Source organism: Pseudomonas flexibilis (assembly GCF_000806415.1).
Lineage (GTDB): Bacteria > Pseudomonadota > Gammaproteobacteria > Pseudomonadales > Pseudomonadaceae > Serpens > Serpens flexibilis.
Genome location: NZ_JTAK01000004.1, coordinates 551,341 through 565,689, shown reverse-complemented (window position 1 = coordinate 565,689; position 14,349 = coordinate 551,341). Strand labels below are relative to the sequence as shown.

Genomic DNA, 14,349 nt, shown 5'->3' with positions numbered 1-14,349 from the left:
TGCAGAATCCTGTAGGGCCGGCTTTGCGCCGGCCGGTGGAGCATCGGCCTGGCAACCAGGGTCGGGCCCGATCACGTCAGGGGTTCAGATGATGCAGGCACTGGCTGGCGGCCTGGCCGAGGCGTTCGCGGGTGCGGTCGTCCAGATTGGCCTGGCCTTGCAGCTGGCGGATCTCCGCGTCGCTGAATTCGCTGCTGACCCGCTCGGCCGAGCATTCGCAGTAGGCGCGGGCCTTGGCCGGGGGCGTGTTGGCATCGGCGCTGCGCACGCACTCGTCGACGAACTGTTTCCGCGCGGCGTCAGGCCAGTTGGCCGCGAGCAGCGGGGTGCTGGCGAGCAGGGAAAGGGACAGCAGGGCCAGGGACGGAATACGCATCGAAAAACTCCTGTACGAAAGAAACCCGATGCAGCTGTGAGGCCCGGGCGGCGGCAGAGTTCCGTTGCGCTGCACCCGCCTGCCCGCAAGGGCTGTGGATAACCCTTGGGGGCTCGCGGGCCGAAGGTCAGCTCAGGCGGAAGCGGCCGACCAGCTCGCGCAGCCGCTCGGTCAGCGCTTCCAGGTGCTGGCCGGCTTCGCCGGCCCGGCGGGCGCTGGCCGCCACTTTCTCGGAGTTGCCGTTGATGCTCTCCAGGTTGCGGTTCAACTCCTGGGTGACCTGGTTCTGCTGTTCCACGGCAGTAGCGATCTGGATGTTCAGATCGGAGATTTCCACCACCGATCGGCTGATCTCGCGCATCGAGCCCCCGGCCGCGCCGGCCTGCTCGACGCTCTGCTGCATGCTGGTCTGGCCGCGCTGCATGCTGTCGCCGATCTGCGCACTGCGGTTCTGCAACTGGGTGATGATGCCGTTGATTTCGCCGATGGAGTCCTGGGTGCGCCGGGCCAGGTTGCGCACCTCGTCGGCCACCACCGCGAAGCCACGGCCCTGCTCGCCGGCGCGGGCGGCCTCGATGGCCGCGTTGAGCGCCAGCAGGTTGGTCTGATCGGCGATCTGGCTGATCACGTCGGAGATCGCGCCGATGGCCGTGCTGTCCTGCTGCAGGACGCTGGCCAGGCGGCCGGCTTCCTCGATCTCGGCGGCGGCCTGGGTCAGCTGGCCGATGGCCCCGCTGACCACCTGGTCGCTGCTGTGGGCCTGGCCGCTGGCCCGGCTGGCGACCTCGGCGGCGTGGGTGGTGGTGCGCGCCATCTCCTGGAAGGTGGCTTCCATCTGGTTCATCGCCGAGGCGATCTGGCCGATGTCGTGCTGCTGGGCATCGAGGATCCGCGAGCCGTCACGCGACAGGCCAAGTACCTGATCGGTCGCCAGGTCCAGTTCCTTCAGACGCACCTGCACTTCGCTGACCAGCGTGGCGATGCCCTGCTGCATGCCGTGGAAATCGCGGGCCAGCGCACCCAGCTCGTCCTCGTCGAACTCGCGCAGGCGCAGCGCTTCGCTCAGATCGCCCTGGCCGACGCGGTGCATCTGGCCGCTGAGCAGTTGCAGCGGACGCTTGATCTTGCCGGTGATCAGCCAGCCCATGGTCAGGGTGAACAACAGCAGCAGCACACCGAACACCGCCTGCAGCAGCTGCTGGCGCTGGAGCGCGGCCAGCTGTTCGGTCTTCAACTGCTCGGCTTCGCTGACGATCTCGGTCTGCAGGTCGGCCAGCAGGCCGACCAGGCGGTCGAACGGCGCCAGCATCGGACCGAGGATGGTGCGGCGGGCCTCGTCGATGCGCCCCTGGCCGATCAGGCCGATGTAGTTGTCCTGCATGCGATGGTAGTCCTGCATGCCGGCGCTGAAGTCACGGATGAAGCGATTCAGGGCGGGGGTGCTGGCCAGGGCTTCCATCTGACGCAGGTAGCGATCCACGGCGCGGTTGTTGGCCTCGACCTTCTCGAGGATGACCCGGTGCTCGGCAGGATTGACGGTCAGCCCGTAGTCCAGAGCGAAGCGCCGGTAGGTGACGGTGCTGTAGCGCAGGTGGGAAATGGTGGCGAGCAGGCTGATGTTGCGATCGACCAGGCTTTCCAGCCGGTCACCTACCCGGCTGATGCCGACCTGCAGGTAGAGGCTGAAGGCGAACAGCGCGGCGAGAATGGCGCCGAAGGAGAGGGCGAGGGTGCGCTGGATGGAGAGACGGGACAACATTGGAGGCCTCACGCGGGTGTTCGAGGCGCACAGGGCGCCGGTGCGCGGCAATCTGCCAGCACTGTTGGCTGATTGCCAGTAGAGAGTGACTAGACGGTCAATAGTGGCGGCCAATCGCCAGGGCGCATCCGTTAAACTGGCGCCCCCGTTTCCGGAACTCGCCATGACTTCGCATCCGCTGGACGAACGCACCGCCCGGATCCTGCCCTGGCTGGTCGCGGTGGCGTTCTTCATGCAGACCCTGGACGGCACCATCCTCAACACCGCGCTGCCGGCCATGGCCGCCGATCTGGCGGAGGACCCGCTGCGCATGCAGGGCGTGGTGATCGCCTACATGCTCACCGTGGCGCTGCTGATTCCGGCGTCCGGCTGGATCGCCGATCGTTTCGGCACGCGGCGGATTTTCTTCAGCGCGATCCTGCTGTTTTCCGTCGGGTCGTTGCTGTGCGCCCTGTCGTTGAGCCTGCCGCAGTTGATCGGTGCGCGTATCGTGCAGGCCCTGGGCGGCGCCTTGATGATGCCGGTGGGGCGGCTGGTGGTGCTGCGCGCCTACCCGCGCAGCGAGCTGGTGCGGGTGATGAGCCTGGTGACCATTCCCGGCCTGATCGGCCCGTTGCTGGGGCCGACCCTCGGCGGCTGGCTGGTGGAGTACGCCAGCTGGCACTGGATCTTCCTGATCAACCTGCCGGTGGGCGCGCTGGGCGCCTGGTTTGCGCTGCGTTTCATGCCCGACCTGCGCGGCGCCCAGCGCAGCCAGTTCGATACCCTGGGTTTCCTGCTGTTCGGCGCGGCGATGCTGCAGATCACCATCGCTCTGGAAGGCCTGGGCGACCTGGGCATGCCCACCGCGCGGGTGCTGCTGTTGCTGTTCGGTGGCGCGGCCTGCCTGGCCGCCTACTGGCTGCGCGCCGGGCGCATCGAGCGACCGCTGTTCTCGCCGACGTTGTTTAACACGCGCAGCTTCGCCGTGGGCATTCTCGGCAATCTGTTCGGCCGGCTGGGCAGTGGCGCGCTGCCGTTTCTGGTGCCGCTGCTGCTGCAGGTGGCGCTCGGGTACTCGCCGGCCGAAGCGGGCATGAGCATGATTCCGCTGGCGCTGGCCGCTATGGCCATCAAGCCGTTGGCCAAGGGGCTGATAGATCGTTTCGGCTACCGTTGCCTGCTGGTGGGTAACACCCTGCTGCTCGGTGCACTGATCGCCAGCCTGGGCGTCACCGGCGAGGACACGCCGCTGGCGTTGCTGCTGGCACAACTGGCGCTGATCGGCGCCTGCAACTCGCTGCAGTTCAGCGCCATGAACACCATCGCGCTGATCGACCTGCAGGACCAGCAGACCAGCAGCGGCAACAGCCTGCTGGCGGTGGTGGTGCAACTGGCGATGGGGCTGGGCGTGGCCTCGGCGGCGGCATTGCTGGGCGGTTTCAGCACGCCGCAGCGCGATGTGCTCGGCGCCTTCCAGCTGACCTTCCTGTGCCTGGGCGGACTGTCGATGCTCGCCGCGGCGATCTTCCTGCAGCTGGGCAAGCGCGACGGCAGCAGCGGCCACCTACCGCCGAGGGTACAGGCGCCGGACTAAAGGCTGTCCCGCATCGCCCGGTGGGAGCGAATTCATTCGCGAGCTTCTGGGTTCGGCGTGCACCTGGCCGGCCGCAGCCGGCCCGGGCCATCGAAGATACCGGATCAGTACGCCCGGAATTCCTGATGGCAGCTCTCGCAGGCATCCTCCACGCGCTGCATCGGCGCGGCCAGCGCCTTGGGCTCCAGCGGGCGTGCTACGGTGGCGGCCACCAGCGCGGCGGTGGCGGCCTCCTGGGCGCGGGCCAGTTCGTCGAAGCGTTCCTGGCGCTGCCAGACATCGTCGCGGGCCGAGGTCTTGTCGCTGTCCTTGATCTGCGGGAAGTGCTGCCAGGGCTGGCGGCTGATGGTGTCCAGGTGGGCGGCGCCGGCGACGAATTTTTCCTCGTTGAATACCAGCCGGCCGCGCAGCATGCCGCCGAGGTCCTCGCTGGTCTTCATCATGTCCTTGAAGATGGCCTTGCGCTGGCCGAGCGGGGAATTCGGATCGATGCGTTCGCAACCGGACAGCACCAGGGCGGCGAGCAGCGCCACGCCTACAACTTTCAACGTCATGATCGGGAAACCTTGGGGTTGGGAAAATCAGCCCGCGATTATCCCCCTCCCACCGGGCAAGAAAAGCCCTGGATGATGTCAGGCTTTTGCCGGGCCGGTTCCCAGTCGCCACCGAGGGTTTGGCAGTCGATGCGCGCCTGCTCCTGGTCGGTGACCTCGTAGTAGAGCGTGACGATCCGCGCGCCGTCCGGCAGGGTGCTGGGCAGGGCCTCTCCCGGGGCGCGCTGGCCGAACGATTGTTCGTTGGCCAGGGTTTCCGGCGTCATGCGGGCCGTGCAGCGCGCCTGGGGTTGCGGCGGGCACTGCTGGCGCAGTTCGCGGTGGGTCTGGCTGACGTCGTCCTTGTCGCGGCAAGTCCACTGCATGGCATCGGTTTCATCCATGCCTTCGAAATAGAAGCACTTGGCAGGCACCACCGGATCCGGCAGGGTCCCCGAGGTTTCCTCCGTTACATAGCAGGCGGCGCCCAGGGCAGGCGCGCAATAGAGCGGGGCGAGCAACAGGCCGAGCCGGGCCAGACGGGGCATGGCGGCGTCCTCCAGAAGGGTGGGGTCGTTGTTTCGAGCCTTCGCGCGGGGGCGAGTTCGCCGGCGCGGCCAGCCGGGGTTGGGTCGAGGCCGTGCTGCCGCTATAATCGCCGGCAACTTTTTCACGGCCGGCTCCGCTCCGGTCGTGCCCGCCACCCGGTCGAGGGGCGCTGCAGCGGGCTGCTCTTGCATGGAGCAGCCCGTCAGGCTCGACCGGGGCGTTTATCCGAACGCATCAACGGCGCCCATTCGCACACTACGAATGGAGAACTCTTCAATGAGCGCTGTCATGACGCCTGCCACCTTTACCGACTACAAGGTTGCCGACATCTCCCTGGCCGACTGGGGACGCAAGGAACTGATCATCGCCGAGTCCGAGATGCCGGCCCTGATGGGCCTGCGTCGCAAGTACGCCGCCTCCCAGCCGCTGAAGGGCGCCAAGATTCTCGGCTGCATCCACATGACCATCCAGACCGGCGTGCTGATCGAGACGCTGATCGCCCTGGGCGCCGAAGTGCGCTGGTCGTCCTGCAACATCTTCTCCACCCAGGACCAGGCCGCCGCCGCCATCGCCGCCGCCGGCATCCCGGTGTTCGCCTGGAAGGGCGAGACCGAGGAGGAGTACGAGTGGTGCATCGAGCAGACCATCCTCAAGGACGGCAAGCCGTGGGACGCCAACATGGTGCTGGACGACGGCGGTGACCTGACCGAGATCCTGCACAAGAAATACCCGCAGATGCTGGAGAAGATCCACGGCATCACCGAGGAAACCACCACCGGCGTGCACCGTCTGCTGGACATGCTCAAGAACGGCACCCTGAAAGTCCCGGCGATCAACGTCAACGACTCGGTGACCAAGAGCAAGAACGACAACAAGTACGGTTGCCGCCACAGCCTGAACGACGCCATCAAGCGCGGCACCGACCACCTGCTGTCGGGCAAGCAGGCGCTGGTGATCGGCTACGGCGACGTGGGCAAGGGCTCGGCCCAGTCGCTGCGCCAGGAAGGCATGATCGTCAAGGTCTCGGAAGTCGACCCGATCTGCGCGATGCAGGCCTGCATGGACGGCTTCGAGCTCGTTTCCCCCTACAAGAACGGCATCAATGACGGCACCGACGCCTGCATCGACACCGCGCTGCTGGGCAAGATCGACCTGATCGTCACCACCACCGGCAACACCAACGTCTGCGACGCCGGCATGCTCAAGGCCCTGAAGAAGCGCGCCGTTGTGTGCAACATCGGTCACTTCGACAACGAGATCGACACCGCCTTCATGCGCGCCAACTGGGGCTGGGAAGAGGTCAAGCCGCAGGTGCACAAGATCCACCGCACCGGCAAGGCCATCGACCCGACCAACGACGACTACCTGATCCTGCTGGCCGAAGGCCGTCTGGTGAACCTGGGCAACGCCACCGGCCACCCGAGCCGCATCATGGACGGTTCGTTCGCCAACCAGGTGCTGGCCCAGATCCACCTGTACGAGCAGAAGTTCGCCAACCTGCCGGCCGACCAGAAGGCCCAGCGCCTGACCGTCGAAGTGCTGCCCAAGAAGCTGGATGAGGAAGTGGCGCTGGAGATGGTGAAGGGTTTCGGCGGCGTCATCACCCGTCTGACCCCGAAGCAGGCCGAGTACATCGGCGTAACCGTGGAAGGTCCGTTCAAGCCGGATACCTACCGCTACTGATCCCGTAGGGTGGAAAACGGCCAACGGCCTTTTCCACCTGCCGTTCCCAGGCGGTGGAAAGCGCTGCGCGCGTTTTCCACCCTGCGCATTCAAGGATTCTTTCCATGTCCCAGGAACGCCGCTACAGCTTCGAGTTCTTCCCGCCGAAGACCGAAGTCGGGCATGAAAAACTGCTGGTAACTGCCCGCCGTCTGGCCGAGTGCCGACCGGACTTCTTCTCCTGCACCTACGGCGCCGGTGGTTCGACCCGCGAAGGCACGCTGAACACCGTGCTGACCCTCGATCGCCAGGTGGGCGTGCCGACCGCGCCCCACCTGTCCTGCGTCGGCGACAGCAAGGCCGAGCTGCGTGCGTTGCTCAACACCTACAAGGACGCCGGCATCCGCCGCATCGTCGCCCTGCGCGGCGACCTGCCGTCCGGCATGGGCCTGGCCAGCGGCGAGCTGCGCTACGCCAACGAGCTGGTGGAGTTCATCCGCGCCGAGACCGGTGACCACTTCCATATCGAAATCGCCGCCTATCCGGAAATGCATCCGCAGGCGCGCAATTTCGAGGACGACCTGAAGAACTTCGTGCGCAAGGCCCAGGCCGGTGCCGACAGTGCCATCACCCAGTACTTCTTCAACGCCGACAGCTACTTCCATTTCGTCGAGCGCGCGCAGAAGCAGGGTGTTGATCTGCCGATCGTGCCGGGCATCATGCCGATCACCAACTACACCAGCCTGGCGCGCTTCTCGGATGCCTGCGGTGCGGAAATCCCGCGCTGGGTGCGCAAGCAGCTGGAAGCCTACGGCGATGACGTGGCCAGCATCCAGGCGTTCGGCGAGCAGGTGGTGACCGAAATGTGCGAGAAACTGCTGGCCGGCGGCGCGCCGGGCCTGCACTTCTATGCTCTGAACCAGGCCGAGCCGAGCCTGGCGATCTGGAACAACCTCAAGCTGCCGCGCTGACCCTGACCCCTGCGTGGTTTTCGCGGCTGAAGCCGCTCCTGCACCGGCCCGTGGACCTGTAGGAGAGGCTTCGGCCGCGATAGCGGCCCTCAATCCAGCCCTTCGGCTGAATACCGCGCGACCGCCCACGGAACCCGCACCCTGTGGACCCGGTCAGAAAAAACGGCACCACAACCTTCCACGCTGGTATACACTCCCCCGGTCCGCCCCGGCTCGCGCCCGGACCCCGACTCTCTTCACGTCGGCAGTACCGGTCGGGATCGTCTCCCTCCCATGACGATTCATGCCAGGCGTCCTTTTCATCGGGCTTAGCCCCACATACAGACAGGATCACCCATGTCCTTTGCTTCCCTCGGTCTCTCCGAGGCACTGGCCGGCGCCGTCGAGGCCGCTGGCTACGCCCAGCCCACTCCGGTGCAACAGCGGGCCATTCCCGCCGTGTTGCAAGGCCGCGACCTGATGGTTGCCGCCCAGACGGGCACCGGCAAAACCGGCGGTTTCGCGCTGCCCGTACTCGAATTGCTGTTCCCGGGTGGCCACCCGGACAAGGCCCACCGCCACGCCGCCAAGCAGCCGCGCGTGCTGGTGCTGGCGCCGACCCGCGAGCTGGCCGCCCAGGTGCATGACAGCTTCAAGCTGTATGCCCGTGACCTGCCCCTCAAGAGCGCCTGCGTGTTCGGCGGGGTGGGCATGAATCCCCAGGTCCAGGCACTGGCCAAGGGGCTGGACGTCCTGGTGGCCTGCCCCGGTCGTCTGCTCGACCTGGTCGGCCAGGGCGCCGTCGACCTCTCCCATGTGGAAATCCTCGTCCTCGACGAGGCCGACCGCATGCTCGACATGGGCTTCATCCATGACGTGAAGAAGGTCCTCGCCCGCCTGCCGGCCAAGCGCCAGAACCTGCTGTTCTCGGCGACCTTCTCCCAGGACATCATCAACCTGGCTGGCAAGCTGCTGCACGATCCCGAGCGCATCGAGGTCACCCCGCCGAACACCACCGTTGAGCGCATCGAGCAGCGTGTCTACCGCGTGCCAGCGACCCACAAGCGCGCACTGCTGGCGCACCTGATCACCCTGGGCGCCTGGGAGCAGGTGCTGGTGTTCACCCGCACCAAGCACGGCGCCAACCGCCTGGCCGAGTACCTGGAAAAGCACGGCCTTTCCGCCGCCGCGATCCACGGCAACAAGAGCCAGAACGCGCGCACCAAGGCGCTGGCCGACTTCAAGGCCAACACCATTCGCGTGATGGTGGCCACCGACATCGCCGCCCGCGGCCTGGACATCGATCAGTTGCCCCACGTGGTCAACTACGAGCTGCCCAACGTCGAGGAAGACTATGTGCACCGCATCGGCCGCACCGGCCGGGCCGGGCGCAGCGGTGAAGCCATTTCGCTGGTGGCGCCGGACGAGGAAAAGCTGCTCAAGAGCATCGAGCGCATGACCAAGCAGCGCATCCCCGACGGCGATCTGATGGGCTTCGACCTGGCCAGCCTGGAAGCGGAAGCGCCGGAAGTGCGCGAACCCCGCCAGCCACAGGGCCGTGGCCGCCGCAACGACGAGCAGAAATCCGGCGGTCGTGGCGAGAAGAAACCGGCCCGCGCGGCTGGCGACAAGAAGCCTGCGGAAGGGCGCGGCGGCGAACAGCGGTCGTCCACCGAAGGCGCAGGCAAGGGCCGTCGTACCCGTGGCGGTCAGGGCCGCGGCAAGCCCCAGCAGGCGGCCGGCGCGGCCATTCGCCCGGCATTGCCGCCGGAACGTGATCCGGAGGAGTTCCTCGACGACGAGATCGACAACTTCGGCAACCGCGTTGACTACGTGCCCCCGGCCAGCCAGGCGCAGAACGGCCGTGGCCGGCGTGGCGGTCAGGCCAATGCGGGGGGGAACCCCCGTCCGGCGCGCGGCGGTGCGGGTGCGAACGCAGGCGGCAAGCCGGCCGGCGGCCAGAATCGCAAGAAAGGCGGCGCCGGCGGACGCGGCAAGTCCCAGGGCAGCGGCCGCGTGTTGACGCCCAATGGCAGCAGCGGCAGCAGTGACTCGCCGTTGTCGGCCACGCCGCGCCGTTCCGAGCGCCAACCGGTGATCATCCACAAACACCGCGAGCGCCTGCCGAGCCTGGAACAGCTGGACGAGTTGCCCGACAGCCGGCCGCGCGGTGAAAAGCCGGCGTTGCTGACCCGCAACCGCTGAGTTCGAACAAAAGCCCCTGCCTCGCAGGGGCTTTGTTTTTCAGGTGGCATATTGGGCGCCCCTCGCCGGGCGCCCCTAGCCGGGCGCCCCAATAGCCCGCGAATGAATTCGCTCCACAGGGTGCGCGCTGCCGCTCGGTGGGGGCGGAGGTGTCCGCGGGCTGTTCAGAGCCGGAGGGCGGTCGGCGTTCTTTCCGGCCGCCGTGGTGGCCAACGTGCAGCGTTGACCACCCTACATGGTCAATCCTTCCAGCAGCGCCCGGTAATCCTCCTGCGCGGCGAACTCCGCGGTGTCCCGTTCCCCCTGACGGCTGTCCGGCTGGCGCACCGCCAGCAGGTGGGCGATGCCGTAGGCGCGGGCACTGCGCAGGATCGCCAGGCTGTCGTCGATGAACAGGCTGCGCGCCGGGTCGAAGCCGAAATCCGCCTGCAGGGCGTACCAGAACTGCGCGTCTTCCTTGGGGAAGCCGTAGTCATGGGAGCTGATCAGCCGGTCGAAGTAGGGTACCAGCGCCACGCGCTCCAGTTTCAGCGACAGCGAATCGCGGTGCGCATTGGTGATCAGTGCCACGCGTTTGCTGGCACGGCGCAGGGCGGCGAGGAAGGTATCGGCGTCGGTGCGCAGGCTGATCAGGTGCGCCACCTCGCGCTTGAGTTCGACGATCGGCAGGTCCAGCTCGCGACTCCAGAAATCCAGGCAGTACCACGTCAGCTGGCCGGCGTGGCGGGCGAACAGCGGCTGCAGCTCCATGTCCGCCATGGCGCGGCTGATGCCGTGGCGTTCGGCATAGCGCTGCGGCAGGTGTTCCAGCCAGAAATGATTGTCGAAATGCAAGTCCAGCAGGGTGCCGTCCATGTCCAGCAGCACGGTATCGATGGTGTTCCAGGGCAGGAGGGACATTGCAGACTCCGGGCAGCCACGATCTGTGGCGCGGTACGGCGGAAAAAGGCGGTTATGATACCTGCATGCCCGTTCCGGAGAATGCCATGCGAGAGAAACCCGCCGTGCTGGCCCGCGAGATTGTCGCTCGCAGCCGGTTGTTTGCCGTCGAGGAATTGCAGCTGCGCTTCAGCAACGGGGTGGAGCGTACGTACGAGCGTCTGGTGGGCAAGGCCGGCTATGGCGCAGTCATGGTGGTAGCGATGGCCGACGCCGAGCATGCGCTGCTGGTGGAGGAATACTGCGCCGGCACCGACGACTACCAGCTGTCGCTGCCCAAGGGGCTGATCGAACCCGGCGAGGAAGTGCTCGACGCCGCCAATCGCGAGCTCAAGGAAGAAGCTGGCTTCGGTGCCGAGCGCCTGGAGTACCTCACCGACCTGTCGCTGTCACCCGGTTACATGAACCAGCGCATTCGCGTGGTGTTGGCCCGCGACCTTTACGAGGAACGCCTGCCCGGCGACGAGCCCGAGCCGATGGCGGTGAGCCGGGTCAATCTGCGTGAATTGTCGAGCCTGGTGGCGCACCCGCAGTTCAGCGAGGGTCGTGCCCTGGCGGCGCTCTACCTGACCCGCGATCTGCTGGTCCAGCGCGGAGAGCTGGTGCTGTGAGCGAATTGAATATTCATGCCCTGTTGCCAGCGGTTATCGCGCTGGTCGAGCGCGCCGGCGCGGCCATCCTGCCGTTCTGGCGCCAGGAGCTGGCCGTGGAGCAGAAGGCCGACGATTCGCCGGTGACCGCCGCTGACCTGGCTGCCAACCGGGTGCTGATCGAGGGGCTGTCCGCGCTGTCTGCCGAGATCCCGGTCCTGTCTGAAGAGAGCTGCGCGATTCCGCTGGCCGAGCGCGCCGGCTGGGATCGCTGGTGGCTGGTGGACCCGCTGGATGGCACCAAGGAATTCATTGCCGGCAGCACCGAGTTCACCGTCAACGTGGCGCTGGTGGAGCGGGGGCAGGTGCTGTTCGGCGTGGTTGGCGTGCCGGCGGACGGTCGCTGCTATTACGGCGGCGCCGGCCTGGGTGCCTGGCGTCAGCGCAACGGCCAGGTCGAGGCGATTCGGGTGCGACATGCGCCGGTCGAGGGGTTCACCGTGGTGGCCAGCCGGCGGCATTCCAGTCCGGAGCAGGAGCGTTTGCTCGGCACCCTCGGCCAGCACTTCGGCACGCTGGAATTGGCGAGTGTCGGCAGTTCGCTGAAGTTCTGCCTGCTCGCCGAGGGTGCTGCCGACTGCTACCCGCGCCTGGCGCCCACCTCGCAGTGGGACACCGCCGCTGCCCAGGGCGTGCTGGAAGGCGCCGGCGGCGCGGTGCTGGATGTGCGCGGCGAGCCGCTGCGTTATCCGGCACGCGAAGCGTTCCTCAATCCGCATTTCCTGGCGCTGCCGGCCGAGGCGAGCTGGCGTGAGGCGCTGCTGGAGCAGGTGCGCAAAGGCTAGCCGCTTGATGGGTGGCGGACACGGGGTTGCGCCCTCACCGCCAGGTGCTGGTCACCACCCCATCACCGATCACTTGGGCGTCGATGATCTTCTCGCTGCTGCGGTTGCGTACCCGGACGATCTCGCCTTCGCGGCCGTTGGCCAGCGCTTCGCCCAGGGTGCTGGCCTCAATGCCGTCGTGGCGAGCGACGATGGTCACCGACTGGCCGCGGCGCACCCACAGGGGCGCGTCCAGCAGGTCGGCGGTGAGCATCTGGCCGGCGCGAATGCGACGCTTGGCGGTCTTTCCCGTCACCTGCTCGACCTTGCTGAAGAAGCCGCGGTCATGGCGGGCCACCTGCTGGCGCTCGATCTTCACATCCTCGGCGGAGAATGCCTGGTCGCGGTCCAGGATGTGCCTTGCCACCAGCAGCAGCACGCTGACGTTGGCCTGTGCGGTGACATCCTGGCTCCATTGCGGCTGTGGGCAGCTCAGGCGGAAGCGCTGCCGGGCGAGCAGCTCCTGGCGCCCGGATAGGTTCTGCACCTGCAGCTCCCGCGAGCAGGCCGGCAGTCGCTCGACCGGGGCCGGCAGGCTCATGTCCAGGCTCAGGCGAGGTTGCTGCCAGCCAAGTTGCCGGGCCTCGCGCTCCATCAGGGGTTGCAGGTGCTGGCGCAGGGCCTGATCGATTTGTGAACTGGCCGTGGCGGCCTGCGCGGTACCCGCCTGGAGCGCCATCAGCAGTCCGGCACAGGCGGAAAAAGCCTTTCCTCCCCTCTGGCGTTTTACTGTCGCGGCATCTGCCGATTCGCCTCTCGCTGTTCCGTTGACTTCGTAAAAACCCTTCAAAATCAAAGACCTATGCAGTAATGGCTAAGTGGCATAAAAGCTGCTACTCCGTGCGGAGTGACAGTTTTTTGGGGTTGCCCATGAGTATACGGATTGATGACGTGGTCGGTGTGCATGCCCATGCCTTGCAGGTGCGCATGCAGCGCAGCGAGATTCTCGCCGCCAACCTGGCCAACGTGGATACGCCTGGTTTCCAGGCTCGCGATATCGATTTCGCCAGTGCCATGCGCCGCCTGGACGCCGGTGAAGAATTCAGCGCCCTGACAATCGATTCGCCCCTCAAGTATCGCGTGCCCTACCAGGCCTCCCTGGACGGCAACACGGTGGAGCTGAGCGTCGAGCAGGCCGAATTCTCGCGCAACTCCATGGACTTCCAGACCAGCCTGACCTTCCTGACGCAGAAGTTCAGCGGCCTCAAGCAAGCCATCGAGGGACGTTGATCATGGCATTTGAATCCATCTACCGCATCGCCGGTTCGGCCATGAACGCACAGACCGTGCGCCTGAATACCGTGGCCAGCAACCTGGCCAACATCGACTCCGCTGCAGCCTCGCCCGAGGATGTCTATGCCGCCCGGCGTCCGGTATTCGCCGCGATCTACAACAACGATCAGCTGACCCGCGGCGTCGGCATGGGCGGCGCCCATGTGCAGGTGCTGGACGTGGTGACCACCGGCCGCGAGCCCATCAAGCGCTACGAACCGGGCAATCCGCTGGCGGGTGCCGATGGTTACGTGTTCTATCCGGCGCTCAACCAGATCGAGGAAATGACCGACATGATGTCGGCCACCCGCAGCTTCGAAACCAACGTCGAAGTGTTGAATCGCCTGAAAAGCATGCAGCAGAGCCTGCTGCGCCTGGGAGAAATCTGATGAGTGTCAGTGGCGTAACCAATAACTCGAACCCGTATGCGCTGCCGGATGACACCATCAGCGTCAGCGAGGCCGGCCAACTGAGCAATCAGTTCATCACGCTGATGGTGGCGCAGATCCAGAACCAGGATCCCACCAACCCGATGGACAGCACCCAGTTCGTCGAGCAGTACGCGACCATCTCCCAGGTGCAGAGCCTGGAGAACATGACCAAGCTGCAGCAGAGTAGCCTGGTGCTGGCCGACAACCTGCAGATGCTCACCGCCGCCAGCCTGGTCGGCCAGAACGTTACCGTGCACACCGACAGCCTGGAGCTGGATGGCAAGGTCGACGCCCAGTTCGACCTGCAGCACACGTCCACCAATACCGTGCTCTGGCTGACCGACGCCAACGGCGTGGAGACCTCGGTAGCTCTGGGTCGCCAGGATGCCGGTCGCGTCGACGTGGCGCTGGATCCCGCCGCCCTGGGCCTCAAGCCCGGCACCTACAAGGTGCGCATCGAGACCGCCACCGGTGAGGAGCCCCGCCTGCAGGTGGCCGGCAAGGTCAGCGACGTGCGCGTCAGCGACAGCGGCCCGGTGCTGAACATTGCCGGCATAGGCAGCGTGCCGTTCTACCAAATCGTCCAGTTCGGCCAGCGCGGCTGAGCCTGTTGATCATCGAGG

Annotated in this window: 15 protein-coding genes, 1 pseudogene and 1 riboswitch; of the genes and pseudogenes, 9 read left to right on the top strand and 7 right to left on the bottom strand. The window is 66.4% G+C overall.

Translation table 11 applies throughout. The annotated features are described in order from the left end of the window. Window positions 1-76 precede the first annotated feature (76 nt). The 3 genes and pseudogenes from PT85_RS11725 to PT85_RS18315 all read right to left on the bottom strand — a co-directional run. Window positions 77-376: a hypothetical protein gene (locus PT85_RS11725; protein ID WP_027588884.1), complete on the bottom strand. Its 300-nt coding sequence runs from the start codon at window positions 374-376 to the stop codon at window positions 77-79. 127 nt (window positions 377-503) lie between these two features. Further along, window positions 504-1,370, bottom strand: a complete 867-nt coding sequence (locus tag PT85_RS18320) for a methyl-accepting chemotaxis protein (protein WP_330220466.1) — start codon at window positions 1,368-1,370, stop codon at window positions 504-506. Next, a pseudogene (locus PT85_RS18315) lies at window positions 1,368-2,135 on the bottom strand (MCP four helix bundle domain-containing protein); the annotation flags it as partial. The pseudogene PT85_RS18315 and the gene PT85_RS18320, both read right to left, overlap by 3 nt. 163 nt (window positions 2,136-2,298) lie before the next feature. On the opposite strand from PT85_RS18315, the gene mdtD reads away from it, so the two are divergent. After that, entirely contained in the window at window positions 2,299-3,711 is a 1,413-nt protein-coding gene (mdtD, locus tag PT85_RS11715) for a multidrug transporter subunit MdtD (protein ID WP_039606719.1), read from the top strand. 104 nt (window positions 3,712-3,815) lie between these two features. Here mdtD and PT85_RS11710 read toward each other — a convergent pair whose 3' ends face one another. Next, the gene (locus tag PT85_RS11710; RefSeq protein ID WP_027588881.1) at window positions 3,816-4,265 is read right to left on the bottom strand and encodes a c-type cytochrome; all 450 of its coding nucleotides are present in this window, start codon (window positions 4,263-4,265) and stop codon (window positions 3,816-3,818) included. Between the two features lie 38 nt (window positions 4,266-4,303). After that, window positions 4,304-4,792 carry a hypothetical protein gene (locus PT85_RS11705; protein ID WP_052237666.1) on the bottom strand — a complete coding sequence of 163 codons (489 nt, stop codon included), beginning with the start codon at window positions 4,790-4,792 and terminating at the stop codon, window positions 4,304-4,306. Window positions 4,793-4,948: 156 nt separating this feature from the next. Beyond that, window positions 4,949-5,046, top strand: a riboswitch (S-adenosyl-L-homocysteine riboswitch). A gap of 23 nt (window positions 5,047-5,069) precedes the next feature. Here PT85_RS11705 and ahcY point away from each other — a divergent pair. The 3 genes from ahcY to PT85_RS11690 all read left to right on the top strand — a co-directional run bounded on the left by ahcY (window position 5,070) and on the right by PT85_RS11690 (window position 9,610). Beyond that, the gene (gene ahcY, locus PT85_RS11700; RefSeq protein ID WP_027588879.1) at window positions 5,070-6,476 is read left to right on the top strand and encodes an adenosylhomocysteinase; all 1,407 of its coding nucleotides are present in this window, start codon (window positions 5,070-5,072) and stop codon (window positions 6,474-6,476) included. Between the two features lie 104 nt (window positions 6,477-6,580). Further along, a complete protein-coding gene (gene metF / locus PT85_RS11695; RefSeq protein WP_027588878.1) occupies window positions 6,581-7,426 on the top strand; it encodes a methylenetetrahydrofolate reductase [NAD(P)H] in 846 nt (281 codons plus the stop codon). Between the two features lie 336 nt (window positions 7,427-7,762). Beyond that, window positions 7,763-9,610 (top strand): DEAD/DEAH box helicase, encoded by a 1,848-nt coding sequence (locus tag PT85_RS11690; protein ID WP_039606718.1) that lies wholly within the window; start codon window positions 7,763-7,765, stop codon window positions 9,608-9,610. Window positions 9,611-9,841: 231 nt separating this feature from the next. Here PT85_RS11690 and yrfG read toward each other — a convergent pair whose 3' ends face one another. Next, window positions 9,842-10,510, bottom strand: a complete 669-nt coding sequence (yrfG, locus tag PT85_RS11685) for a GMP/IMP nucleotidase (RefSeq protein WP_039606717.1) — start codon at window positions 10,508-10,510, stop codon at window positions 9,842-9,844. An 86-nt stretch (window positions 10,511-10,596) separates the two neighbouring features. On the opposite strand from yrfG, the gene nudE reads away from it, so the two are divergent. Together nudE and cysQ are read left to right on the top strand one after the other, a co-directional pair. Continuing rightward, window positions 10,597-11,160, top strand: coding sequence for an ADP compounds hydrolase NudE (gene nudE, locus PT85_RS11680; protein WP_027588875.1), 564 nt, complete (start codon window positions 10,597-10,599; stop codon window positions 11,158-11,160). Further along, window positions 11,157-11,984 carry a 3'(2'),5'-bisphosphate nucleotidase CysQ gene (gene cysQ, locus PT85_RS11675; protein WP_407681090.1) on the top strand — a complete coding sequence of 276 codons (828 nt, stop codon included), beginning with the start codon at window positions 11,157-11,159 and terminating at the stop codon, window positions 11,982-11,984. Before nudE ends, cysQ begins: the two co-directional genes overlap by 4 nt. A gap of 34 nt (window positions 11,985-12,018) precedes the next feature. On the opposite strand, the gene flgA is transcribed toward cysQ, so the two are convergent. Further along, window positions 12,019-12,702, bottom strand: coding sequence for a flagellar basal body P-ring formation chaperone FlgA (gene flgA, locus PT85_RS11670; RefSeq protein ID WP_039606716.1), 684 nt, complete (start codon window positions 12,700-12,702; stop codon window positions 12,019-12,021). Window positions 12,703-12,893: 191 nt separating this feature from the next. Here flgA and flgB point away from each other — a divergent pair, with 191 nt between their 5' ends. From flgB to PT85_RS11655, 3 genes are read left to right on the top strand one after another with little or no spacing between them, the layout of a single operon-like run. Further along, window positions 12,894-13,253: a flagellar basal body rod protein FlgB gene (gene flgB, locus PT85_RS11665; protein ID WP_027588872.1), complete on the top strand. Its 360-nt coding sequence runs from the start codon at window positions 12,894-12,896 to the stop codon at window positions 13,251-13,253. A 2-nt stretch (window positions 13,254-13,255) separates the two neighbouring features. Then, complete coding sequence (gene flgC, locus PT85_RS11660; protein WP_027588871.1) at window positions 13,256-13,684, top strand: flagellar basal body rod protein FlgC; 429 nt, start codon at window positions 13,256-13,258, stop codon at window positions 13,682-13,684. Further along, window positions 13,684-14,331, top strand: coding sequence for a flagellar hook capping FlgD N-terminal domain-containing protein (locus PT85_RS11655; protein WP_039561219.1), 648 nt, complete (start codon window positions 13,684-13,686; stop codon window positions 14,329-14,331). Before flgC ends, PT85_RS11655 begins: the two co-directional genes overlap by 1 nt. Window positions 14,332-14,349 lie beyond the last annotated feature (18 nt).

What these genes read in the sequence shown, in the direction of transcription:
- PT85_RS11725 (WP_027588884.1), bottom strand. Translation starts at nt 376, where the DNA reads ATGCGTATTCCGTCCCTGGCCCTGCTGTCCCTTTCCCTGCTCGCCAGC.
- PT85_RS18320 (WP_330220466.1), bottom strand. Translation starts at nt 1,370, where the DNA reads ATGCAGCAGGGCATCGCCACGCTGGTCAGCGAAGTGCAGGTGCGTCTG.
- mdtD (WP_039606719.1), top strand. Translation starts at nt 2,299, where the DNA reads ATGACTTCGCATCCGCTGGACGAACGCACCGCCCGGATCCTGCCCTGG.
- PT85_RS11710 (WP_027588881.1), bottom strand. Translation starts at nt 4,265, where the DNA reads ATGACGTTGAAAGTTGTAGGCGTGGCGCTGCTCGCCGCCCTGGTGCTG.
- PT85_RS11705 (WP_052237666.1), bottom strand. Translation starts at nt 4,792, where the DNA reads ATGCCCCGTCTGGCCCGGCTCGGCCTGTTGCTCGCCCCGCTCTATTGC.
- ahcY (WP_027588879.1), top strand. Translation starts at nt 5,070, where the DNA reads ATGAGCGCTGTCATGACGCCTGCCACCTTTACCGACTACAAGGTTGCC.
- metF (WP_027588878.1), top strand. Translation starts at nt 6,581, where the DNA reads ATGTCCCAGGAACGCCGCTACAGCTTCGAGTTCTTCCCGCCGAAGACC.
- PT85_RS11690 (WP_039606718.1), top strand. Translation starts at nt 7,763, where the DNA reads ATGTCCTTTGCTTCCCTCGGTCTCTCCGAGGCACTGGCCGGCGCCGTC.
- yrfG (WP_039606717.1), bottom strand. Translation starts at nt 10,510, where the DNA reads ATGTCCCTCCTGCCCTGGAACACCATCGATACCGTGCTGCTGGACATG.
- nudE (WP_027588875.1), top strand. Translation starts at nt 10,597, where the DNA reads ATGCGAGAGAAACCCGCCGTGCTGGCCCGCGAGATTGTCGCTCGCAGC.
- flgA (WP_039606716.1), bottom strand. Translation starts at nt 12,702, where the DNA reads ATGGCGCTCCAGGCGGGTACCGCGCAGGCCGCCACGGCCAGTTCACAA.
- flgB (WP_027588872.1), top strand. Translation starts at nt 12,894, where the DNA reads ATGAGTATACGGATTGATGACGTGGTCGGTGTGCATGCCCATGCCTTG.
- flgC (WP_027588871.1), top strand. Translation starts at nt 13,256, where the DNA reads ATGGCATTTGAATCCATCTACCGCATCGCCGGTTCGGCCATGAACGCA.
- PT85_RS11655 (WP_039561219.1), top strand. Translation starts at nt 13,684, where the DNA reads ATGAGTGTCAGTGGCGTAACCAATAACTCGAACCCGTATGCGCTGCCG.